We start from the raw sequence: 21,534 nt of genomic DNA on the forward strand, positions 1-21,534 counted from the left end.
CAACGCGAACGCGACTGTCGGGTTTACGCGGCGGCTTGCGCGAGCCGGCTCATTTCCTGCGTCACCAGCTCCCGATAGGGCCCATGGCCCTGCATCAGACGCTCGGGCGAGCCGTCCTCGATGATCTTACCACCCTTCAATACGATCACGCGGTCGAAATTGCGCAGGGTCGCGAGGCGGTGCGCGATCGCGATCACGGTGCGGCCGCGCATCAGGCGCGTCAGCGCCTCGCGGATCGCCTCCTCGGATTCGCTGTCGAGCGCCGCGGTGGCCTCGTCCAGCAGCAGGATCGGCGCGTCCTTCAGGAAGGCCCGTGCGATCGCGATGCGCTGGCGCTGACCGCCGGACATCTTGACGCCGCGGTCGCCAACCATGGTGTCGAGACCTTCCGGCAGGCTATCGATGAAATCGCAGCGCGCCGCGATCGCCGCGCGCAGCACCTCGTCGTCGGTCGCGTTCGGCCGGCCGTAGCGGATGTTCTCGCGAATGGAGCGGTGGAACAGGGAAATGTCCTGCGGCACGACGGAGATCGCTTCACGCAGGCTGAGCTGGGTCACCATCGCGATGTCCTGGCCGTCGACGGTGACGCTGCCTTCGTCCACGTCGTAGAAGCGCTGCAGCAGCGTGAACAGCGTCGACTTGCCGCCGCCGGACTGGCCGACCAGGCCGACGCGCTGGCCGGGCTGGAGCCGCAGGCTGAACCGCTCGAAAATCTTCTCGCCGCCGGGATAGCCGAAGGTGACGTTGTTGAACGCGATCGCGGCGCCGCTCTTGACCAGCGGCTCGGCCTCGGGGTGATCGCGCAAGTCGTGCGGCACCAGCAGCGTCGCGATCGCCTCGGTCAGGCGCGCGACATGCTGGGTCACGTCGACCAGCGCCACGGCGAGGTCGCGCGTCGCGTTGAGAATGGACAGGCCGAGGGTGCAGACCAGCACGACGTCGCCGGTCGTCGCCTCACCGTCCTGCCAGAGCGTGATCGCCCAGGCCATCAGCGCAATGGTGAGCACGACGGTCACGCCGGCATGCGTGAGCCGCAGCTTCTCCAGATAGCGCAGGCTGCGGCCGCGCGCGGTGAGTTCCCGATTCACGGTCGCGTCGAACCGCTCGTGCTCGTGGCTGATGCCGCAGAAGGCCCGGACCAGCGGCATGTTGCTGATGACGTCGATCATCTCGCCGTCGACGACGGCGGCCTTGTCGGCAAAGTCGTCATGCAGCGGCTTGCCGGCCGCGGCCAGATGGAACATCGCAATCACCATGCCGCCCGCGACCACGATCAGGCCGAGCGCCATGTAGGGGCTGACGGTTCCAATCAGCATGATTGCCGCAATTGTGGCAATGCACGGCGGCAGCACGTTCCAGACGAACATGTTCTCGACCGTGAACACCGCGTTCGATGTTGCCGTGATACGGCTGGTCAGCATGCCAGGCATACGATCGGAGAAGTAGCTCGGCGCGTGTCCGGTCAGATGGCGAAAGATGTCCCGGCGCAGATCGCCGGTGACGCGAACGAACGTAAAGCTCGCCGTCCAGCTCGCGATCCGCCACAGGAAGTTGTCGGCGGCGATCAGCGACATGAGCAGAATGAATGCCAGCCATACGCTCCCGCCATGCGCGGTTCCCGCCGACAGGCTGTCGACCAGGGATTTGACGCCATACTGCGTGCCTACCGAGCAGGCAACGGCTGCGACAACAGCGGTCAGGATCACCAGGTGCGAGGCAAGCCGTCGCCGAAGATAGCGCAAGACAAAGGCGAATGGCCTGCGCGCGTATCCAGAAAGATGATCCATATGGCTATCGCCCCGTCGTGTTGATTAGAGTTTTTTTGTACCAGCCGACTGAACATCGACCACTTCGCCCGGGTTCCGGGCCAGGCGATCACGACATGCGGATGCGGACGATCTGCGAAGAGGAGATGGCAGCATCGAGACAGGCGCGCGATGTGTCGAATATGTAACGTTTGTTGAGAGGAACTTCGCAAGTGCGGGAACGTTCCCTTCGCTGGCATGGCCGGTGCCGTACAGGTTGGGGGTTTCCAACGTTCATGATCGCAGAGGAGAAGGCGAGATGCGCATCGCGCAGGTAGCTCCGTTGACGGAGGCTGTTCCACCCAAGCTGTATGGCGGCACCGAGCGGGTGGTGCATTGGTTGACGGAAGAGCTGGTGGCCCTGGGACATGACGTGACGCTGTTCGCCAGCGGCGACTCGCAGACGTCGGCGAAGCTGGACGCCCTCTGGCCGCGGGCGCTTCGCCTCGACGGTTCCGTGCGCGATCCCAACGCGTTGCACATGGTGCTGCTGGAGCGCGTGCGGCAGAAATGTGACGACGAGGAGTTCGACTTCCTCCACTTCCATCTCGACTATTATCCTTGGTCGCTGTTCCACCGGCAGCCCACACCGTTCCTGACCACGCTGCACGGCCGGCTCGACCTGCCGGAGCATCAGCCGGTGTTCAACATCTTCTCCAAGATGCCGGTGATCTCGATCTCGAATGCCCAGCGGCGGCCGGTGCCGCAGGCGAACTGGGTGACGACGATCCATCACGGCCTGCCGGAGAACTTGCTGACGCCGAAGCCGGCCAGGCAGGAATATCTCGCCGTGCTCGGCCGCATCGCGCCGGAGAAGGGCGTCGACCGCGCCATCAAGATCGCGACCCATTGCGGCATCCCGCTGAAGATCGCGGCCAAGGTCGATCGCGCCGACCAGGATTATTACGACGAGCTGATCCGGCCGATGATCGCGAACAATCCGCTGGTGGAGTTCATCGGCGAGATCAGCGATCACGAGAAGTCGGAATTCTTGAGCGGTGCGCTCGGACTTCTGCTGCCGATCGACTGGCCCGAGCCGTTCGGCCTCGTGATGATCGAAGCCATGGCCTGCGGAACGCCGGTCGTCGCCTTCAACCGCGGCTCGGTGCCGGAGATCATCGACGAGGGCCTGACCGGCTTCGTCGTCGAGGACATCATCAGCGCCGCCGGCGTCGTCAAGCGCCTTCCGCAACTGGACCGCGCGGCGATCCGCAAGCAGTTCGAAAAGCGCTTCACGGCGCGGCGAATGGCGCTGGACTATCTCGCGGCCTATCGCAGCCTGACGGAAGCGCAGGCACCGAAGATCAAGCTGGTGAGCAGCGCGGAGTAGCACTTCTACGCCGCTGCCAGTCGAAGTGCCCTCTCCCCTTGTGGGAGAGGGCTGCGACAGCCAAGCCTCAAACTCGTTTGGGTGAGGGGTTGCCTCCACACCCGAAGGCATTCCCGCGGAAAGAGACCCCTCATCCGGCGCTTCGCGCCACCTTCTCCCACAAGGGGAGAAGGGAAGAACGGAATCAACGGCGCACTCGCCTACCCCACCGCCGCCCGCTTCGGCTCCACGATCTCGAACATGCGTGGAAACTCGTCCATCAGGCCCATCAGCTCGGCCAGCCGCATCGGGTTGCCGGCGAGCTGGACCTTGCCGGCGGCCACCGCCTCCGGAAAGCTCGTCAGCTTCGCGATCACCTCGTCGAGCGTCGCGCGCGCCAGCGTGAAGCTCGCATCGGCGTTTTCCGCCTGCACGCCCTCGCTATAGGTGAGCGCGCAGTTTTCCAGGTTGAGCACGAAGGTCTCGCCGGTGTCGGAGAAGCGCCAGTTCAGCACGATGTGCTTGCCTTCCGCCTTCGGGCCGTTGAGTCGGATGCCGAGCACGTCCCAGAGCTGTTCGGTGCGCAGCGCCGCCAGCGTCTCGCGCGGCATCGGCGGGCGCGGTGGGGCCTTCGGCATGCCCTGGCGCAACTCCTGGGCGCCGAACAGATAGGCGTTGCGCCAGGTCGCGCTCTCGGCGGCGTAGCCGAGCTGCTCCAGCGTATCGGCCAGCAGGCTGCGTGCCGCCGCGTTGTCAGGCTCGGCGAAGACAAGATGGCCGAGCGCCTGCGCGACGAAGCGGAATTCGCCCTTGTCGAAGTCCGTCCGAGCGCGCGCGAGAATCGCGTCGGCGCCGCCCATGTACTCGACATATTTCTTGCCCGAGGCGACCGGCGGCAGCGGATCGAGATTGACCGGATTGGCGTCGTACCAGCCGAGATATTTCTGGTAGATCGCCTTCACATTGTGGCGGATGTGGCCGTAATAGCCGCGGCCGTGCCAGGCGCCTTCCAGGCTCTTCGGCAGCTGGATCGTTTCGGCGATCTCGGCGGCGGTCAGGCCATGGTTCATCAAGCGGATGGTCTGGTCATGCGCGAACTTGTAGAGATCGCGCTGCTGCCGGATCATGGTGCCGATGCGCTCGCGTCCCCACACCGGCCAGTGATGCTGGCCGCACATCGCCTCCGCCTTGCCGTCCCACAGCCGCAGGGCCTCGCCCAGGTATTTCGACCAGGCCAGCGCATCGCGCACGTCGGCGCCGCGGAACGGCAGCAGATTGTGGAAATTGTGGGTGCAGTTCTCCGCGAGGTTCAACAGCTTGTAGCGCGGAATGAAGAAGTGCATCTCCGCCGGAGCCTCGCTGTTCGGCGCCATCTGGAATTCGAATTCGACGCCGTCGATGACGCGCCTGTCGCCGGTCGCCATGATCAGATCGGTCGGGCGCAGCAGCGCGACCGAACCCGCCGCCATCGACTTGCCGAGCCCGCAATCGACCTGCCCGCGCACGCCCTTGGCGAGGAACGGGCCGAACTGATATTGCGCCCGGCGCAGCATTGCCGGCCCCGCGATGATGTTCTCGGAGACGGCGTGCTCCATGAACAGGTTCGGCGCGATGATCGGCACGCGTCCCGTGGCGAGCGCGTCCTCCTCCAGCACGCCGCGCGCGCCGCCCCAATGGTCGGTGTGGGTGTGGGTGAAGATGACGGCGGCCACCGGCTTCATGCCGCGATGCCTGAAGTAGAGATCGAGCGCGGCGCGCGCGCCTTCGATCGAGGTCAGCGTGTCCACGACGATGACGCCGCTGTCGCCCTCGATCAGCGTCATGTTGGCGATGTCGAGCCCGCGCACCTGGTAGACGCCGGGCACCACCTCGAACAGCCCATGCTGCATGTTGAGGCGCGACTGCCGCCACAGGCTGGGATTGACCGTGGGCGGCGCTTCCTCGGCCGAGAGAAAGCCGTAGGGCTCGAGGCTCCAGACCGTCCGCCCCTGCGGGTTGGTGATCGCCGCATTCTCGATCGTGCCGAGAAAGCCGCGCGCGGCATCGTCGAAATCCCGCGTGTCGGAAAACGGCAGCGCATTCAGCATCGCCGTATGCTGCGCGATGACGGACGGCGTCGCGTCCTTTGGCGAGCGGCTGAGTTCAGTCATTTTGGTTTCCTCCGGCCTGTTGCGCGCATCTAACCGCATCTCGCGGGTGATTGCCATCATTGGCGGAGGCCGCACAGGCGTCCTTCTCTTCTCCCTTGTGGGAGAAGGTGTCGCGAAGCGCCGGATGAGGGGTTGTCTCCGCAAACTCACTTGTGATGGGAGTCGCGGTGAGAACCCCTCACTCGGCTTCGCGAAGACACCCTCTCCCACAGCGGGAGAGGGACCGAATTCGCCGCCCTCGCTAATGCATCCCCAGCACCCGCGGCAGCCACAGCGTCAAATCGGGCCAGTACGTCACGATGACGAGGAAGCCGAGCATGGTGATCAGCCACGGCAGCACCGCGACCGCGAGCTCGGTTATTCGCATTCGCGCGATCATCGAGGCGACATAGAGGTTGAGGCCGACAGGCGGATGGCAAAGGCCTACCTCCATGTTGACGTCCATCACGATGCCGAAATGCACGAGGTCGATGCCGAGCTTCTTAGCCGCCGGCGCCAGGATCGGCGCCATGATCAGGATGATGGAGTTCGGCTCCATGAAGTTTCCGGCGAGCAGCAGCAGCACGTTCACCACCAGCAGGAAGCCGACCCAGCCGAGGTTCTGCGCGGCGATCCAGTCGGCAAGCGTCGCCGGCAGGTTCTCGTTGGAGAGCACGAAGGAGAACAGCACCGCGTTGGTGACGATGTAGAGCAGCATCGCGCTGGTGTTGGCGGCGCGGAGCAGCACCCGCGGCACGTCCTTCAGCCCGATGGCCTTGTACACGAACACCGCGATGACGAAGGAGTAGACCGCGGCCATCGCCGCCGCCTCGGTGGCGGTGAACAGGCCGCTGTAGATGCCGCCGATGATGATGACGACCAGCATCAATCCCCAGATGCTCTCGCGGAAGGTGCGGACGGTCTCGCCCCAGCTCGCCTTCGGCATCCGCGGATAGTCGCGCTTGCGCGCGAGCCACCAGGTGACGATACAGAGCATCGTCGTCAGCATGATGCCGGGCAAGAGGCCCGCGACGAACAGCGCGCCGATCGAGGTATTGGTCGAGACGGCGTAGACGATCTTCGGGATCGACGGCAGCATCAGGATGCCGAGGGAGCCCGCGACCGTGATGATGCCGGCGCCGAAATGCATGGGATAGCCGTGGCGGACCATCTCGGGCAGCACGATCGCGCCGATCGCGGCGACGGTCGCGACGCTCGAGCCGCAGACCAGCGCGAACATCGCGCAGGCGACGATGCCGGCAAGGCCGAGACCGCCGTGCCAGTGGCCGATCAGCGAGGTCGCGAAATTGATCATGCGGCGCGCGACGCCGCCATGGGTGAGGAAATTGCCGGCGAGGATGAAGAACGGGATCGCCATGATCTCGAAGCCCTCGATGCCCGTGAAGAGCTTCATCGAAACCGCCTCGATCGGCACCGTGGTCAGCGTGAACAGGAACGTCATCACGGTGAGGCCGAGCGCGATCGAGACCGGGATGCCGGTCAGCATCAGCGCGATCAGCAGCGCGAAGACGGTCGCGGCCCGCATCCAGTGCGGCAGCAGCACCACGCCGAACTTCTCGGCGAGGCACATGGCGAAGATCAGGATCGGCGCCAGGATCAGGATGACGCCGAGCGGCGACACTTTTCGCGCGGCGGCTTTGGTCTCGGCGCCGGCGGGCTGCGGATGCAGCGCGGGCGAGACGTCGGCCTCCACGCCTTCGACATGAGTCTCGTCGTGGTGCGGCAGCTCGCCGGTCCAGTAGTAGAACCATGAGACCTGGAGGAAGCGGAAGCACATCAGGCCGGAGCCGAGCGGGATCGCCAGATAGACGAACCACATCGGCGCTTCCAGATCGTTGGACTGCTGCCCGGTGTGGAACATCTCCTTCACGAAGGAGGCGCCGAAGGCGGCGATCATGCCGGTGAACAGCGCGCCGCAGAGCAGCGCGAACAGGATCACGTGCTTGCGCGAATGTTCGGGAAGGCGGTTGACGAGCAGGTCGACGCCGACATGGATGCCGGTGCGCACGCCATAGGCCGCGCCGAACTTCGCCATCCAGATGAACATGTAGATGCAGAGTTCCTGCGCCCACGACAGGTCGAGCTCGGACAGGAAGGTGAACACCGTCATCGACAGCGTCGCGAGCCAGGTCATCCCGTGCGCGGTCGCCCAGCGCGACAGGACGATCGACTCGCCCGCGCCATAGCGGTGCATGACCGCGATGAAGATCAGGCCGGTTGCGGCCGCAATGAGCGTCGCGATCAACCATTCTTCGAGATGATTAAGCGCCTGATTGAGCACGCGAAGCAAATCAAGGTCCCCCTACCGATGCGAAACGGCCGGGAGTGCACACACTCCCGACCGTTTGTATTATTTCTCCGGAAATCGCGTCAGTTCATCTTGACGTCGAGTTCCTTGGCGACGAGATCGAGCACTTCCTGCCCGACCCGCCCCTTGGCCCATTTGTAAGTCGGCTGCATCGCTTCCTGCCACGCCTTGCGATCGGCGTCAGTGAGATAATGCAGCGTAGTCTTGCCCGCCTTCTTGATCTCGGCGAGCGCGTCCTCGTTCTCCTGGCGCGCGATCGAATTGGTGTAGTCGGTCGCCTCGTTCATCGCCTTCTCGAGCTGGGCGCGAATGTCGGGCGGCAGGCCGGACCAGAATTTGGAGTTGACGATGACCGCATATTGCAGATGGGCATGATAGGACACGGTGATGTCCTTCTGCACCTCGTAGAACTTCTGCGTCCAGTAGTTGGACGCGGTATTCTCGCAGCCGTCGACCACGCCGGTCTGCAGCGCCTGGTAGACCTCGGAGAACGCCATGATCTGCGGGATCGAACCCATCAGGCGGAAGTACTGGTCCGCGATCTTCGATCCGGAGATGCGGAATTTCAGGCCCTTGAAATCCTCCGGCTTCATCAGCGACCGATTCGACGACACCATGTGGAAGCCGTTGTCCCAATAGGCGAGGCCGGTGATGCCCTTGGCCTCCAGCTTCTGGAACAGCCACTTGCCGACCGTGCCCTTCATCGCATTGGCATAGGTCTCGTCGTCCTTGAACAGCCAGGGCAGGTCGAGTGCCTCGAATTCCTTGATCCCGAGCGGCGCGAATTTCGCGGTCGAGGGCGCGAGCATCTGCACCGAACCGAGCTGGAGCGCCTCGATCTCCTCCTTGTCCTTGTAGAGCGAGGAGTTCGGATAGACTTCGATCTTGACCTTGCCGTCGGTGTACTTCTCGGCGAGCTCCTTGAACTTCAGCGCACCCTTGCCCTTCGGGGTGTCGTTGGCGACGACATGGCTGAACTTGATGACAATGGGACTCTGGGCCTGGGCAATCGCCGGAGCCAAAGCAAACGTGGCCGCTGCGACCGCAAGAAGCAGTTTGCGCATGAAGGACCTCCCCAATACCCCTAGGAAACCGGGTTCTTTTTGTTTTGCAGGCCAGTAGTGGCAGCAATCCGCCAGCCGAACAACTAGACCTAAGCCCAATTTTCCCGCAGCCAAGCTAGCTTGACTGCCACTGAACGCGCAACCCGGGGCCAGCCCCTCTCCCGGGCTACCGCATATGAGATCCGAGGCTTACCGAAGGTGCTCGGCCTGCATGGTGCGAGACGCCCGCTTTGGCGGGCTCCTCACCATGAAGGTCTGAGTCACGGCGCAAGACACGACGAACGCTTATGTCGCATTGCGGCAATGCCCTCAGCCCTTGCGCTGGGCGACCATGAACAGGCGCCGGAACGGGAACAGCGTCTGCCCCGCCGCATTCTTCGGATACGCCTTCGCAACCCGCATCCCATAGGCCGCCTCAAAGGCGGCCTTCTCGTCGCCCGCGAGCACGTCGAGATAGCGCGTCAGCCAGGTCCCCTTGGTCCATTCCTTCACGGGGTTCTCGCCTTCGAGCACCTGAAGATATTCGGTCTCCCAGATGTCGATATTGACGGACATCGGCGCAAGAAGATCATGATAGAAGGCCGGCCCCTCGACCGGCGGCGGGGTGACGAGATGCTCGACCTTGGAGCGCCACGGTCCGTTCAGCGCGGTCTCGCCGATCAGCACGTGTGAAGGCGCCAGAAAGTTGCGCGGCATCTGCACCGCCAGCATGCCGCCGGGCACGACCTTCTCCATCAGCGAGGGAAACAGTGCCGCATGATTGGGCAGCCAGTGCAGTGCGGCATTGGAATAGATCAGGTCATATGGCTTGGCGGGACGCCATTGGCCGAGGTCTTCATGGGACCATTGCACGTCCGGCGCCGCCTTGCGGCCGGCGGCAACCATCTCCGCCGAGCCCTCGACACCGGTCACGGTCGCATCCGGCCAGCGCTCCCGGATCAGCTTGGTGACGTTGCCCGCGCCGGCGCCGAGATCGGCGATCTCGCGCGGCGCGAAATCCGGAATCCGCATCAGGAGGTCGACAGCGGGCCGGAGCCGGTGGCCGGAGAACTTCAGATATTGCTGCGGATCCCAGACCATCGTTCGACGCCTTTTGTTTTTCGTGTTTCCTTCAACGTGGCTCTTGGTTACCACTGCTCGTCCCGGTCAGGCAATTCGTCCTGGCAGGGATGGGCAGGAAACGGCAACAAGCAAAAGCAAACGAGAGAGCGTGCGACCATGGACCTCGGGCTCAAATCGAAAACCGCTGTCGTCACCGGCGCGAGCATCGGCATCGGCCGCGCCATCGCCAAGGGCCTGGCGGCCGAAGGCGTGCGCGTCGTCGGCGTGGCGCGGCGGACCGATCTCCTTGCCGAGCTGGTGAGCGAAGTCGGCGGCGGACTGATCACGCCGTTCGAGCAGGACGTGATGGCCAAGGACGCCGCGGAGAAGATCGCAGCCTTCGCCGTGAGCGAGCTCGGCCATGTCGACATCCTCGTCAACAATGCCGGCGGCAGCCGGCCCCTGCCCGTCGATGCGCCCGACAGTAAATGGGATGAGGCGATCGCGCTGAACTTCACCAGCTACCGCCGCATCGCGCATGCGCTGTTGCCGCAGATGATCGAACGCAAATGGGGCCGCATCGTCAACATCACCGGCAAGTCCGAGCCGGAAGGCCTGAACGCGGCCTTTGCCGCGAAGGCCGCCGTGCACGCCTGGGCCAAGGGCCTGTCGCGCGAGATCGGCGAGCACGGCATCACGATCAACTGCATCCCGCCCGGCCGCATCATGAGCGAGCAGATCCGCCGCAACTATCCGCCGGATTATCGCGAGCGTTTTGCCGAAGAAGAGATCCCGGTCGGCTATTGGGGCGAACCGGAGGATCTCGCGGCACTCGCGGTGTTCCTGGCCTCGCCGGTGGCGCGGTACATCACGGGGACGGTGATCCCGGTGGATGGGGGGCTGCGGCGGTATCAGTTCTAGGATGGGGCTCTGAAACCGATCGGGCACGAGAGCATGACATGTTCGCTGTGCTCTCGGGAGCGGCTGGCGTCAGCTTGCCTTGACGAGTTGGCCGCAGGCCAACAGCGGGCACGTTGCGGGCAATGACCACGTTGTCAAACGCGTTCAAAAGGTAAGGAGTATCTCGGCTAGAGATTGCGCATGTGACCGATCAAAGCCGCCAACTCGTTCTGTCGATGCGTGGCCGTTTTGCTGAAGACCGCCTTGATCTGGTTGCGGACCGTTTCGCGGGACAGCGCCAGGTCGTCGGCGATCATTTCCGGCGACCATCCTGCAGCTATCAGTCGCGCCACCTTTGCCTCGGCCGCCGTCAGCGCAAAGATTGCCGAGAGCAATTCAATCTCAGATTTGCGGACGACCTCCATGTCCGTGAGCGTCAGGATGAACCTCGCCCCCAGAAATGGCGATCGAGCCGCCCCCGGTACGGGCAACAGCTTGATGACGATCGGACGCTTGGTCTCTCGCCGCGCGACAATGATGTCGCCAATGCGGCTGCCGGCGCGAAGACGGAGCTCCCGATCGGAGTTGGTCAACCTCGCGTCAAGAGCACGAGTTGCCTTGCCATCCCGCATGTACAATCTGTTGTTATGGACGCGGAAGTCGGCATCGAAGATTTCGGCCGCCGCCGCATTGATCTCCAGCACACGCCCCATGCCGGTCATTGACAGCGCCGGCTCGTTGATCGAATCGAAAGCGCTCAAAGACCCGAGCAACACCTGCCTTCCCACTGCATGGGAGAGCGTGGCGGCCTCGGTCAGCGCGTCCGAGAGCAGCGCAAACGCCTTCAGGTCGTCATCTTCGAAGGCTCCTTCCCCACGCTTGCGCTGTAGCGCGAGGGCCCACATTGCCGGCCCTGCCCAAAAGGAAATCGCCGACCACCATTGAAATCCAAGCTGTCCGAGATGTCTGTAGAGGGGAGTCTTGAGCATGTCTCGCTCGGAGGAGAAGATATCCTGGTCGCGCAGAACCTTCCTGCCGGAAAGCAGTAGCGGAACTCCCCTGACGGCACGAACATCCTCTACGTGAAGATTGGCGGCAAAGTAGCCCTGGAAAGCCTCTTTCGTCGAAGGCGTCACCGGGACATCGGAAGTCCGGACATCACTCTGGAGCAGCCCCGCACCGGACGTCGCTGCCGCGGAGCAAATGTCTTCCATGAGCGGTATCCACTGGCCGGGGTCCAGCACCACTTCGCCCAACCGGGCTTTCGACTGCTCCAATCGCTGGAAATCAAAACGCCGCAATCGCATCACCCAGAAAGAAATCGTCCATATTCGGACAATCCTTGGATACTTGCCCGCCGCTGTCAATCGACACCGGCTCTGGATAACGTGCTGCGCGCGTTGGGTTCTCGAGCAATTCCGCAGGCATGACCCAACTGGGTCATGCGCGAATGGCCGGCCTTCGCCACTCTCATCCCGATCCTGGAGGTTGGGACGAATGGGCGAAACGCACAGCGGGATTGATTTGGACGAGCTTGACCGGGAGGTGGGCGACTTCTGCCGCTTCTTTGAGCTGATGCCGAGGGATCCGGCAGCGGCAATGCACGGGACAGCCTCTCAAATGCACGCTCTTTGCTGCGCCTTGGCCAAGCTTCCGGCTCCGGCATGGAACTCACCGAATATTCAAAGGCTCCTCGCACCCGCCCGTCATCTCCACGCCCGCTCCTCATTTGTCCGCAGACTTCAGGAGTGGCCGCGCGGCTATCCCGGTGATTTCGAAACTGTCGAACTGCTCGCAGCCGGCGCGAGCCTGCCGACCACGGCCGATCCGGGCGACTGGATCGAATGGCACGCACTCAATACCGCCATCGTGCAACAGCATCGAAACAGGATCTGGTGGCAGTACCTCAAGATGTGCGCCACGACGCCGGGGCGCATCCTCTCGATTGGGTGTGGCGGAGGTGCCGACTTCCAGATCGCACCACATCGATTTACGGGATCCACGGTCGTTCTCGTGGATCTCGACAGGCAAGCCCTGGCTCTCGCCGAAGAGCGACTGAGCCGTTATTGCGATGTTCACATCGTGTGCGGCGACGTGAGACGGGCGATCCGACAGGTCCAGGACGAAGGCCCATTCGATGTCGTCGTCTGCGGCTGCCTGTCCGACTACCTCGACGACCGAACGATCATCTCCATTCTGGGGGAATTGCGCTGCCGCCTTCTGAGGGTCGGTGGCTCGATCGTCTTCACCAATATCGCCGCAGGGAATCCGTTTCGCGTGTGGATGGAGGCCATCGCAGACTGGAAGCTGGTTCATCGCTCCGAGCCGGAACTTCGGAAAATCGCGACGGCGGCCGGTTTCGATCGCCTCGATTTTTCCGTCCGACGGGACCCGACCGGCTTAACTCACCTTGTCGAACTCAGCGTCCCATAGCGCGGTGGCAGGCGCCAGGATCATGCCGCGCGATGCCGTATCCCGACCTCTGCTGTCCACGCTCGAGATTAAGGTAACGGCTTCATTATCCGGCATCCGACAGCTTTTTCATTGCATGCGAGTTGCCGCTCGCGTGAACGGATTCGTGGAAGCATCGATATTTGAAACCATACTGCCGTCAGCTCAGGTAACGCTGTCCTTGGATTATTCATGCGTACGCTGCTCGTCATTTTAGGCATTTGGCTGTTGCTCAACATCCTTTTTGTCGTCGTCGTGATCCCGCCGCGAAAACCGCGGCCGTCTCGCGCCGACGGCAGGTCAGCCGGTCTTTCGCCAGTGCCAGTCCGCCATGATGCCGCTACGCCCGGCGAGGATCCCCCCGTTTCGCTTCGCCATGTGATCATCGCGATTGCGCTCGGCGCCTTCTTTTCGCTGAGCCCGCCCCTTCTCGAAGCGTACGATATGCTCCGCAGCAGGCTGCGGCGCCTGCGGGGGCAGAGCAATGACGAGAGCTCGACTGAGCAGGAGACATTGCAATCCATCCTTGCGAAGCTCAGGGCCGAATACGACGAACGTTCATCGAACGGCCTCTCGGACAAGGATGACGGCGACCGGCGCTAATCGGGAAAACGTCCATCGCTTCGACTCCTCGAAGACCGCCCGGCGCATCATGAGCGAACAGACGCGCGACAATATTCCGCCGGACTATTGCGAGCGCCTTTCTGAGGAAGACATCCCCGTCGGCTGTCGGGGGAGCCGGAGTCATGGGACGCAACGCCGGGCCGCGTTCACACAAAGTTGCTGCTGTGATGCGAAGGCGTGACGAGGGATATCGCGCGGCGACGAAAAATCGGCACATTCCGATCCCCAACAATCAACGCCCGTGCTGCAGCCGCACCGCGGACTGCGAATGGGCGAAACCTCCTGCCTATGGACACACCGCAGGCCTTGCCTTTGCCAATTCGTCACGGGAGACGCGCAACATGATCATTTGGGATCGGAAATCGGGAGGGCATCAGCCCTGCTCTGCCTGTTGCGGCCCGTCCTGGTCGCGGCGCGGCTTTCTCGCGGGAGTGGGTGCGCTCGGCCTTGCCTCGGCCATCCCGGCCGTTGCGGTGCGCGGACAGACCAGGCCGGCGCTGATCGATACCCACCTTCATTTCTATCCGCCCGAATACCAGAAGCTTTGGCTTGGCTACGAAGACGCCCGCAAGCAGCCGCACTTTCCCGGTCAGGTTGCCTGGACCCGCGAGAAGCTCGTCGAGGACATGGACCGCAATGGCATACGCACAGGCATCCTGTCGGTCGCCTCCACGCCAGGGCTGTGGTTCGACCTCGGGCCGGCGGAAGCTGGCCGGCTCGCGCGCACCTGCAACGAGTACGCGGCGGACATGATGCGCGACCATCCGGGTCGTTTCGGCCTGTTCGCAACCTTGTCGATGCTGGATGTCGATGCCACGCTCAAGGAGATCGAATATGCGCTCGACACGCTGAAGGCGGACGGGATCGGGCTGCAAAGCAGCTACGGCGACAAATGGCTCGGCAATGCCGCCTACAGGCCGGTGTTCGAAGAGCTGAACCGTCGCAAGGCGGTCGTTTATGTGCATCCGCTGGTCGCGAGTTGCTGCAGCGCGCTCAGCGTCGGCACGTTTCCCGCGGTGATCGAAGTCCCGCACGACACCACACGTACGGTGACGAGCCTTCTGCTCAGCGGTGCATTTGCCCGCCACCGCGACATCAAATGGCTGTTCTCGCACGCCGGCGGCACGATACCGATGATGGCCGGGCGCATCAATTCGTTCTATGGGGCGCGGCCCGACCTCAAGGAGTTTGCGCCGGAGGGGATCGAAGGCGAGCTACGCCGGCTTCACTACGACACCGCGAATGCAACGTTCGCACCGTCCATGGCCGCGCTGCTCAAGCTCGTACCCGCCTCCCAGATCACCTACGGCACCGACTATCCGTATTTCGGCCTTGGCCAGTTCGCGCAGTTGCAGAAGCTTGGCCTTTCGACTGAGGATCTCGATGCGATTGGCCATGAGAACGCGATTCGTCTCGTTCCGCGGTTGCAGGCCTAGAGCATCGGGCAGCTTCTCCTGACGGCGCGGCGGTGCCGCGCCCCCGACGCTTGATCTAGATCAAGCCCGCCACGGCAACGCCACGCCGGAATCAATTGTCGATGGTGGCGCAGAAAGCGCCGCCCGTAGCCAAGGAGATGATCGATCATGACCTCCTCGAAGTCTTTGCGCACCCTCATTCTCGCCGGAGCCGGCGCCCTGCTGCCCGCCATGGGTGTCCAGGCCGGGCCGATCCCGACGCATCTGGCGACGATGAAATCGATGGTCGATCAGAACACCACTGAAGTGCGATGGGTCGGCGGCTGGCGTGGCGGCTATGGCTATCGCGGCGTCGGGTGGGGCTACCGCGGCGGCTGGGGCTATCGCGGCTACGGTTATCGCGGACTCGGCTATGGCGTTGCCGGCGCCGTCGTCGGCGGCGCGATTGCGCGGAGCGCCTATTATGGCAGCTATGGCGGTTATCCCGCCTACGGCTACAGCTACCCGCCCGCGTCCTATTACGGTTATGGCGGCGGCTATGGCTACGGCTATGGCGACGACAATTGCCTGCCCTCCGGCAGCTACTGGGCCTATTAGCGAAAACGCATTCGCCGTTCCAGAGGATGGCTTGCCGCGGGCCGCCATTTCCCGGACGAGCTAGTTCACCCTCGTGCCGACGGGCAACAGCACCTCATCCCTCGCCCGCCGGCGGGACAACATACAGGGTCAGCGCGAACACTGCATAGATGAAGATCATCAGCGCGCCGACGAACCATGCCGAGCGTCCGCTGGCCGTGATGAACGCTGACGTGACTGTGGCGATCATCACCATGGTGACGGCGCCCGGCCAGAACTGCAGGTTCATCGGCGTCGGCCCCACGACGTAGCTGAGCAGCACCAGCGCGGGGGCGACGAACAGCGCGATCTGCGAGGCGCTGCCGAGCGCGATGCTGACGACCATGTCGAGCCGGTCCTTGCGCGCCGCGCCGAACGCCACCGCAAATTCGGCGGCAGCGCCGACCAGCGAAACGATGATGAAGCCGACAAAGGCCGGGCTCATCCCGAAGGTTTCCGCCGCCTTCTGCACCGATTCCACGAAGATTTCGCTGACCAGCGCGACCAGCACCGTGACGACCAGCAGCGTGCCGACGGCGATGCCGATCGGCCAGTGCGCCTCCTTGTCGTCGCCATGATCGGCGCTTGCGAACAATTCCTTGTGCGTCCCGAGCGAGAACAACAGGCCGAGCGCGTAAGCGATGATCAGCAGGACTGAAATGCCGACGCTGAGCTTGTTCAAGATGCCTCCGCCCTGCGGCAGGTGCCCGAGATCGGCGACCGCGGAAGGCGCAAGCAGGGCGACGGTTGCCATCAGCAATAGGCCCGACGAGAGCCGCGCGCCGGCACGGTTGTACTCCTGCACGTGGTAGCGCAGGCCGCCGAGCAGCAGGCAGGCCCCTAACATGAACACCGCGTTGGTCACGATCGCCCCCGCAATCGAGGCCTTTACCAGCATGTACTGGCCGGCACGCAGCGCCGTGATGGCGATGATCAGCTCCGTCAGATTGCCGAGTGTTGCATTGAGCAGTCCGCCCACGGCATCGCCGGTCTTCGCGGCGACCGCTTCGGTGGCGTGGCTGAGCAGCGCCGCCAGCGGCACGATCGCAAGCACCGCCAGCACGAAGAGGAGCGTGTGGGAATGCGGGGCAGCCGCCTCGGCCAGCAGCACGATGGGCACGAAGACCAGCATCCAGAGCAAGGGCGTATTCCGGATTTCCCTGAGCAGGGTTTGCATGTCGGCCGCCCTTTCCATGGATGCGCTGATGGAAGGGTCTGGCGGGCCTGCGAGGCGAGTATTGATCTGCCTCAACGTGGGCCGGAGGAGACGCGCCGCCGTGCGGTCTGAGGCCCACATTGCGCGTGACGAGAACGCGCCATGGCCCAGTCCCCGGTCGCCGCCAGCATCGCATCCTGCCAGTGTTTTGCCCGACGGGTCAACGCGATCGCAGCTGCCGATGTCGCCGCGACGCATCGCGAAAATCCCTTATCGATCAAGGGGTGTTCTACTGTGCATGGGGTTGTTTTTCGACTTTTTTGTTTCGCCCAAAAAGAGCCGGAAAGCACGCGCCGAAGCACCTCACGCCCCCTGCAAGATCTCCGCAATCGCAGCCCCCGCCGCGATGGTGCCGAGCTTGCCGCCGACATCGCGCGTTGCCCTGCCCTCGCCGATCGCCTTTGCCACCGCCGTCTCGATCGCACGCGCGGCCTCCTCGTAGCGCACGGCGCCGCTCCTCTCGCCATGCCAGGCCAGCAGCAAGGCCGTCGACAGGATCAGCGAGACCGGATTGGCGACGTCCTGCCCGGCGATGTCAGGCGCCGAGCCGTGTGCCGCCTGCGCCATGGCATAGCGGTCGCCGACATTGAGCGAGCCGCCGAGGCCGAGACTGCCGGACAGCTCGGCCGTGAGATCGGACAGGATGTCGCCGAACATGTTGGTGGCGACGATGACGTCGAAGCGATCGGGGTTGCGCACGACATGCGCCATCATGGCGTCGACCAGGATGTCGTCGACTTCGAGGCCGGCATAGCCCTTCGCCGCCGCGCGACAGATGTCCAGGAACATCCCGTCGCCGATCTTGAGCACATTGGCCTTGTGCACGATGGTGAGGTGTCTGCGCCGCTTCATGGCGAGACGGCAGGCGGCGTGCGCGATGCGCTCGCAGCACGCCCGCGTGATCCGGCGCAGCGAGATCGCGACGTCAGGCGTGACCAGCATCTCGCCATTGCCCTGCTCCATGTTGCGATCGGCGTAGAAGCCTTCGGTGTTCTCGCGCACCACGACGAGGTCGAAATCGCCGAGGCGGCCTGGCCGCCCGGCATAGGTGCGCGCCGGCCTGACATTGGCGTAGAGGTCGAGGTTCTTGCGGAAGTGCCTGGACGGATTGATCTCGCCATGCGCCTCATCCTTGAAGTCGAAGGTCGCGGTCGGCCCCAGGATCAGGCCGTCGGCGCCGCGGACGATGTCGAGCAGCTCGGGCCGCACCGTCGTGCCGAACTGCTTCAGGCTCGCGTGCCCGACCGCGTGCTCCTCCAGCCGCAGATTGAGCTGGAAGCGCTCCGAGGCCGCGCGCAGCACACCCGATGTCGCGGTCGTGATCTCCGGTCCGATGCCGTCACCGGGCAGAACGATGAGTTGCATGACGTTTCCCCAAAATTGCAGCGCCGGCGCGATCATACGCCAGAGCCCGGCGGCATCGCCTCACCTTCGCGCATACACAGCATGCAAGCATATGCCTGTGGAAGCGGCCTTCGGCGTAGTACATGCCAAAAGTCCGCATAGCCACGCCGCCGGAGCAACGCGCTAACGCAATGACGATCACGTTACCTGCCGCCGCGCGCGAGCCCGACCATCCCATCGCCGACGGCTTGCCGGCCGCGCAGCGGCGCTGGGCGATCGCCGCCATCTTCACCGCTCTGGCGATGGCCTCGCTCGACACCGCGATCGCCAACATCGCGCTGCCCGCCATTGCCGCCGACCTGCATGTCAGTCCGGAGCAGTCGGTCTGGGTCGTCAACGTCTACCAGATCGCGCTCGTGGCAACGCTCTTGCCGCTCGGCGCGCTCGGCGAGATCGTCGGGCACCAGCGCATCTATCTCGGTGGCCTGATCCTGTTCACCATCGCCTCGCTATTCTGCGCGGTCGCGTGGTCGCTGGACAGCCTGCTGGTCGCGCGCACGCTGCAAGGCCTGGGGGCCAGCGGCATCATGAGCGTCAACACGGCACTGGTGCGCTTCGTCTATCCCGGAAGGATGCTGGGCCGCGGCTTCGGCCACAACGCGCTGGTGGTCGCGACCGCCTTCACCTTCGGGCCGTCGATCGCCTCCGCGATCCTCGCGCTCGGCCCCTGGCCGTGGCTGTTTGCCGTCAACATTCCCTTCGGCCTCGTTGCGATTGGCATCGGCTTTGCGATGCTGCCGAAGACGCCGAGGGCCGATCACGGTTTTGATTTTCTCGGCGCGATCCTGGCGTCGGCCTGCCTTGGCCTGTTCATCACGGGCATCGGCAGCGCCGCGCACAATCTGTCGCCGGTTGTCGTGGGCATCGAGCTGGTCACCGCCATCGCCCTCGGCTTCATCCTGATGCGCCGCCACGCCGATCATCCCGCGCCGATGCTGCCGATCGATTTGTTCAGCCGGCCGATGTTCGCGCTGTCGGCGGCAACGGCGGTGTGCTCCTTCGCGGTGCAGGGCCTCGCCTTCGTCTCGCTGCCGTTCTATTTCGAGGACGTGCTGGGGCGCTCGCAGGTCGAGACCGGCTTCTTCATGACACCGTGGCCGCTGGTGGTCGGCATCATGGCGCCGATCGCGGGGCGCCTGTCCGACCGGCATGCGGTCGGGCTGCTCGGCGGCATCGGCCTCGTGCTGCTTGGCCTCGGTATGGCGCTACTCGCCATGCTGCCGGCCAATCCCGCCATCGCCGACATCATCTGGCGGATGGTGATCTGCGGCATGGGGTTCGGCTTCTTCCAGGCGCCGAACATGAAGGCGGTGATGTCGAGCGCGCCGCCGCACCGCAGCGGCAGCGCCTCCGGCATCGTCGCCACCGCGCGCCTGACCGGACAGACGACGGGGGCTGCGCTCGCGGCGCTCTGCTTTGCCCTCGCCGGTCACGACGGCGCGACCGTCGCACTCGCACTCGGTGCAGGCTTTGCCGCGCTCGGCAGCGTGATGAGCTTCTTGCGGCTGGCGGTGAAGTAGGGCCTTCAGGCCAGGTGCCGCGCTGCGGTCGCGTCGACGGTCGCCGCCGGGATGACGGTCTCGTCGTCCAGCGCGGCAAGGCGCGCGTCGATGGCGTCGATGACCTTGCGCGAGAACGGACCGAGATGGGCATAGGCCGCGATCATCTGCACCGCGATCCGCGCCGATGACGTGTCGCGCTTGGCGCAGTTCATGAAGGTCTGCCAGAGCGGCCCGCGCGCCTCGGGAATGGCGGTGACCACGCGGTGCACCGTCTCCATCGCCCCGAGCTTGGCGCGGATATCGCCCTCCGCAAGCTCGTGGCGCTGCCGCGAACGGTCGAGCAGCGTCATCAAGCGGTCGATGCGTCCTGCATAGGCAGCCGGGCTGTAGATGCGCTCCAGCACCCGCTTGTAATCCATCAGGATGTCGCGCAGCGGGCGCACCGGATCGAAGTTGATCCCATCCGTGCACTGATCGGCGCCGATGGTCGGCGCCAGATCGTGGCCCGGGTGCAGCCTGCCTTCGCGCTCCAGGCGGCGCGTCAGCTGCGTGTTGGGCAACGCATAGAGCAGGCCGACCATGCTGACGGGGATCGCCGCCTCCTCGATGAATTCGATCATGGCCTCCGCCATCGAGAGCTTCTCATTGTCGAAGCCGACGATGAAGCCCGCGGTGACGAGAATGCCGGCGGCGTAGATCTTGTGGATGCTCTCGGCGATGTTGCGCCGCGTGTTCTGCTTCTTCCGCATCGCGACCAGCGTCGCCGGATCCGGACTTTCGATGCCGACGAAGATGCCGAAGAAATTGGCCGCCCCCATTTGCTCCAGCAGTTCCGGATCGTCGGCGAGGTTGATCGAGGCTTCGGTGGAGAATTCGAACGGATAGCCGTGGGCGCGCTGCCATTCGGCGAGCTGCGGGAGGAACAGCCGCAGCGACTTCTTGTTGCCGATGAAATTGTCGTCGACGAAGTCGAGATGGCCGCGGTAGCCCATCCGGTAGAGCGTCTCGAGCTCGACGAACATCTGCTCGGCCGTCTTGGTTCGCGGCACGCGACCGTAGAGCTCGATGATGTCGCAGAACTCGCAGGTGAACGGGCAGCCGCGCGAATACTGCACACCGATATAGAGATAATCTTCGAATTTGAGCAGGTCGAACCGCGGCACCGGCGTCCTGGTGACGTCGGCCTGGAATTTCGGCGCAGTGAAGTCGCCGGAGCGCGCACCGGCGTCCCAGGCCGCGATGAATTCGTCGATGACACTCTCGGCCTCGCCGAGCACCCGGAAGTCGGCCCTCTCATAGATGTGGGGGCTCGAGGTCGGATCGGGGCCGCCGACGACCACCGGCTTGCCCGCAGCGCGGCATAGCTCGATCAGGCGCAGCGTGTCGGCCTGCTGCGGCAGCATTCCGCCGGTGAAGACGACGTCGGCCCAGGCGAGATCCTCGTCACCCAGGGGCGACGTGTTGCAGTCGATGAGGCGCACCGTCCAGTCGGCAGGCAGCATCGCGGCAACGGTGATCAGGCCGAGGGGAGCTGCGGGTCGCTTCACGCCCATCAGCTTGCAGGATTCGCCAAAACTCCAGAACGACTCCGCGGTGAACAGCGGGTAGAGCATCAACACGTTGCAGGGGCTCGGCACGTCCATGGAACTCCTCTGGCTTCGACTCAGTGTACCAGAGCGACCTCGTCTTGCATCCCGGCAAAAGGGGACAAACTGTCGCCGCAATGCAGC

General features: G+C 64.2%; 16 protein-coding genes and 1 pseudogene. 7 read left to right on the forward strand and 10 right to left on the reverse strand.

Annotated features, from left to right (window positions below; translation table 11 throughout):
* Window positions 1–23: 23 nt before the first annotated feature.
* On the reverse strand, window positions 24–1,787 hold the full coding sequence (locus ACVWW6_RS38470) for an ABC transporter ATP-binding protein (protein ID WP_011085538.1): 1,764 nt from the start codon (window positions 1,785–1,787) through the stop codon (window positions 24–26).
* 277 nt (window positions 1,788–2,064) lie between these two features.
* On the opposite strand from ACVWW6_RS38470, the gene ACVWW6_RS38475 reads away from it, so the two are divergent.
* On the forward strand, window positions 2,065–3,135 hold the full coding sequence (locus ACVWW6_RS38475; protein ID WP_028174754.1) for a glycosyltransferase family 4 protein: 1,071 nt from the start codon (window positions 2,065–2,067) through the stop codon (window positions 3,133–3,135).
* Between the two features lie 200 nt (window positions 3,136–3,335).
* On the opposite strand, the gene ACVWW6_RS38480 is transcribed toward ACVWW6_RS38475, so the two are convergent.
* From ACVWW6_RS38480 to ACVWW6_RS38500, 5 genes and pseudogenes are all read right to left on the reverse strand, one after another.
* Window positions 3,336–5,264, reverse strand: coding sequence for an alkyl/aryl-sulfatase (locus ACVWW6_RS38480; RefSeq protein ID WP_456682593.1), 1,929 nt, complete (start codon window positions 5,262–5,264; stop codon window positions 3,336–3,338).
* A 241-nt stretch (window positions 5,265–5,505) separates the two neighbouring features.
* Window positions 5,506–6,789: a TRAP transporter large permease gene (locus ACVWW6_RS38485; RefSeq protein ID WP_028174752.1), complete on the reverse strand. Its 1,284-nt coding sequence runs from the start codon at window positions 6,787–6,789 to the stop codon at window positions 5,506–5,508.
* A gap of 243 nt (window positions 6,790–7,032) precedes the next feature.
* Window positions 7,033–7,458: pseudogene (locus tag ACVWW6_RS38490) on the reverse strand (TRAP transporter small permease); the annotation flags it as partial.
* A gap of 176 nt (window positions 7,459–7,634) precedes the next feature.
* Window positions 7,635–8,636, reverse strand: coding sequence for a DctP family TRAP transporter solute-binding subunit (locus ACVWW6_RS38495; RefSeq protein WP_028174751.1), 1,002 nt, complete (start codon window positions 8,634–8,636; stop codon window positions 7,635–7,637).
* Window positions 8,637–8,945: 309 nt separating this feature from the next.
* Window positions 8,946–9,716 carry a methyltransferase domain-containing protein gene (locus ACVWW6_RS38500; RefSeq protein ID WP_060910991.1) on the reverse strand — a complete coding sequence of 257 codons (771 nt, stop codon included), beginning with the start codon at window positions 9,714–9,716 and terminating at the stop codon, window positions 8,946–8,948.
* A 138-nt stretch (window positions 9,717–9,854) separates the two neighbouring features.
* Between ACVWW6_RS38500 and ACVWW6_RS38505 the strand changes: the two genes are divergently transcribed.
* Window positions 9,855–10,598, forward strand: a complete 744-nt coding sequence (locus ACVWW6_RS38505) for an SDR family NAD(P)-dependent oxidoreductase (RefSeq protein WP_011085532.1) — start codon at window positions 9,855–9,857, stop codon at window positions 10,596–10,598.
* A 167-nt stretch (window positions 10,599–10,765) separates the two neighbouring features.
* Here the strand turns inward: ACVWW6_RS38505 and ACVWW6_RS38510 are convergent, their stop codons facing one another.
* Complete coding sequence (locus ACVWW6_RS38510; protein ID WP_162185824.1) at window positions 10,766–11,878, reverse strand: helix-turn-helix transcriptional regulator; 1,113 nt, start codon at window positions 11,876–11,878, stop codon at window positions 10,766–10,768.
* Between the two features lie 196 nt (window positions 11,879–12,074).
* Here ACVWW6_RS38510 and ACVWW6_RS38515 point away from each other — a divergent pair, with 196 nt between their 5' ends.
* From ACVWW6_RS38515 to ACVWW6_RS38530, 4 genes are all read left to right on the forward strand, one after another.
* Complete coding sequence (locus ACVWW6_RS38515; protein ID WP_456682594.1) at window positions 12,075–13,010, forward strand: class I SAM-dependent methyltransferase; 936 nt, start codon at window positions 12,075–12,077, stop codon at window positions 13,008–13,010.
* Window positions 13,011–13,220: 210 nt separating this feature from the next.
* A complete protein-coding gene (locus tag ACVWW6_RS38520) occupies window positions 13,221–13,631 on the forward strand; it encodes a hypothetical protein (protein ID WP_404523400.1) in 411 nt (136 codons plus the stop codon).
* 362 nt (window positions 13,632–13,993) lie between these two features.
* Entirely contained in the window at window positions 13,994–15,088 is a 1,095-nt protein-coding gene (locus ACVWW6_RS38525; RefSeq protein ID WP_404523401.1) for an amidohydrolase family protein, read from the forward strand.
* A 147-nt stretch (window positions 15,089–15,235) separates the two neighbouring features.
* Window positions 15,236–15,664: a hypothetical protein gene (locus ACVWW6_RS38530; protein ID WP_028174745.1), complete on the forward strand. Its 429-nt coding sequence runs from the start codon at window positions 15,236–15,238 to the stop codon at window positions 15,662–15,664.
* 94 nt (window positions 15,665–15,758) lie between these two features.
* On the opposite strand, the gene cax is transcribed toward ACVWW6_RS38530, so the two are convergent.
* Window positions 15,759–16,859, reverse strand: coding sequence for a calcium/proton exchanger (cax, locus tag ACVWW6_RS38535; RefSeq protein ID WP_456682595.1), 1,101 nt, complete (start codon window positions 16,857–16,859; stop codon window positions 15,759–15,761).
* A 342-nt stretch (window positions 16,860–17,201) separates the two neighbouring features.
* Window positions 17,202–18,263 carry an isocitrate/isopropylmalate dehydrogenase family protein gene (locus ACVWW6_RS38540; protein WP_456682596.1) on the reverse strand — a complete coding sequence of 354 codons (1,062 nt, stop codon included), beginning with the start codon at window positions 18,261–18,263 and terminating at the stop codon, window positions 17,202–17,204.
* A 170-nt stretch (window positions 18,264–18,433) separates the two neighbouring features.
* On the opposite strand from ACVWW6_RS38540, the gene ACVWW6_RS38545 reads away from it, so the two are divergent.
* Window positions 18,434–19,822, forward strand: a complete 1,389-nt coding sequence (locus tag ACVWW6_RS38545; protein ID WP_456682597.1) for an MFS transporter — start codon at window positions 18,434–18,436, stop codon at window positions 19,820–19,822.
* Window positions 19,823–19,827: 5 nt separating this feature from the next.
* On the opposite strand, the gene ACVWW6_RS38550 is transcribed toward ACVWW6_RS38545, so the two are convergent.
* Window positions 19,828–21,447, reverse strand: coding sequence for a B12-binding domain-containing radical SAM protein (locus ACVWW6_RS38550; RefSeq protein WP_456682598.1), 1,620 nt, complete (start codon window positions 21,445–21,447; stop codon window positions 19,828–19,830).
* Window positions 21,448–21,534 lie beyond the last annotated feature (87 nt).

The organism is Bradyrhizobium sp. USDA 3311 (assembly GCF_054062495.1).

Bases quoted from the DNA above. Each gene is read 5' to 3' on its own strand.
- ACVWW6_RS38500 (WP_060910991.1), bottom strand. From the start codon at position 9,716: ATGGTCTGGGATCCGCAGCAATATCTGAAGTTCTCCGGCCACCGGCTC.
- ACVWW6_RS38495 (WP_028174751.1), bottom strand. From the start codon at position 8,636: ATGCGCAAACTGCTTCTTGCGGTCGCAGCGGCCACGTTTGCTTTGGCT.
- ACVWW6_RS38515 (WP_456682594.1), top strand. From the start codon at position 12,075: ATGGGCGAAACGCACAGCGGGATTGATTTGGACGAGCTTGACCGGGAG.
- ACVWW6_RS38545 (WP_456682597.1), top strand. From the start codon at position 18,434: ATGACGATCACGTTACCTGCCGCCGCGCGCGAGCCCGACCATCCCATC.
- ACVWW6_RS38470 (WP_011085538.1), bottom strand. From the start codon at position 1,787: ATGGATCATCTTTCTGGATACGCGCGCAGGCCATTCGCCTTTGTCTTG.
- cax (WP_456682595.1), bottom strand. From the start codon at position 16,859: ATGCAAACCCTGCTCAGGGAAATCCGGAATACGCCCTTGCTCTGGATG.
- ACVWW6_RS38505 (WP_011085532.1), top strand. From the start codon at position 9,855: ATGGACCTCGGGCTCAAATCGAAAACCGCTGTCGTCACCGGCGCGAGC.
- ACVWW6_RS38525 (WP_404523401.1), top strand. From the start codon at position 13,994: ATGATCATTTGGGATCGGAAATCGGGAGGGCATCAGCCCTGCTCTGCC.
- ACVWW6_RS38530 (WP_028174745.1), top strand. From the start codon at position 15,236: ATGACCTCCTCGAAGTCTTTGCGCACCCTCATTCTCGCCGGAGCCGGC.
- ACVWW6_RS38520 (WP_404523400.1), top strand. From the start codon at position 13,221: ATGCGTACGCTGCTCGTCATTTTAGGCATTTGGCTGTTGCTCAACATC.
- ACVWW6_RS38550 (WP_456682598.1), bottom strand. From the start codon at position 21,447: ATGGACGTGCCGAGCCCCTGCAACGTGTTGATGCTCTACCCGCTGTTC.
- ACVWW6_RS38475 (WP_028174754.1), top strand. From the start codon at position 2,065: ATGCGCATCGCGCAGGTAGCTCCGTTGACGGAGGCTGTTCCACCCAAG.
- ACVWW6_RS38540 (WP_456682596.1), bottom strand. From the start codon at position 18,263: ATGCAACTCATCGTTCTGCCCGGTGACGGCATCGGACCGGAGATCACG.
- ACVWW6_RS38480 (WP_456682593.1), bottom strand. From the start codon at position 5,264: ATGACTGAACTCAGCCGCTCGCCAAAGGACGCGACGCCGTCCGTCATC.
- ACVWW6_RS38485 (WP_028174752.1), bottom strand. From the start codon at position 6,789: ATGCGGGCCGCGACCGTCTTCGCGCTGCTGATCGCGCTGATGCTGACC.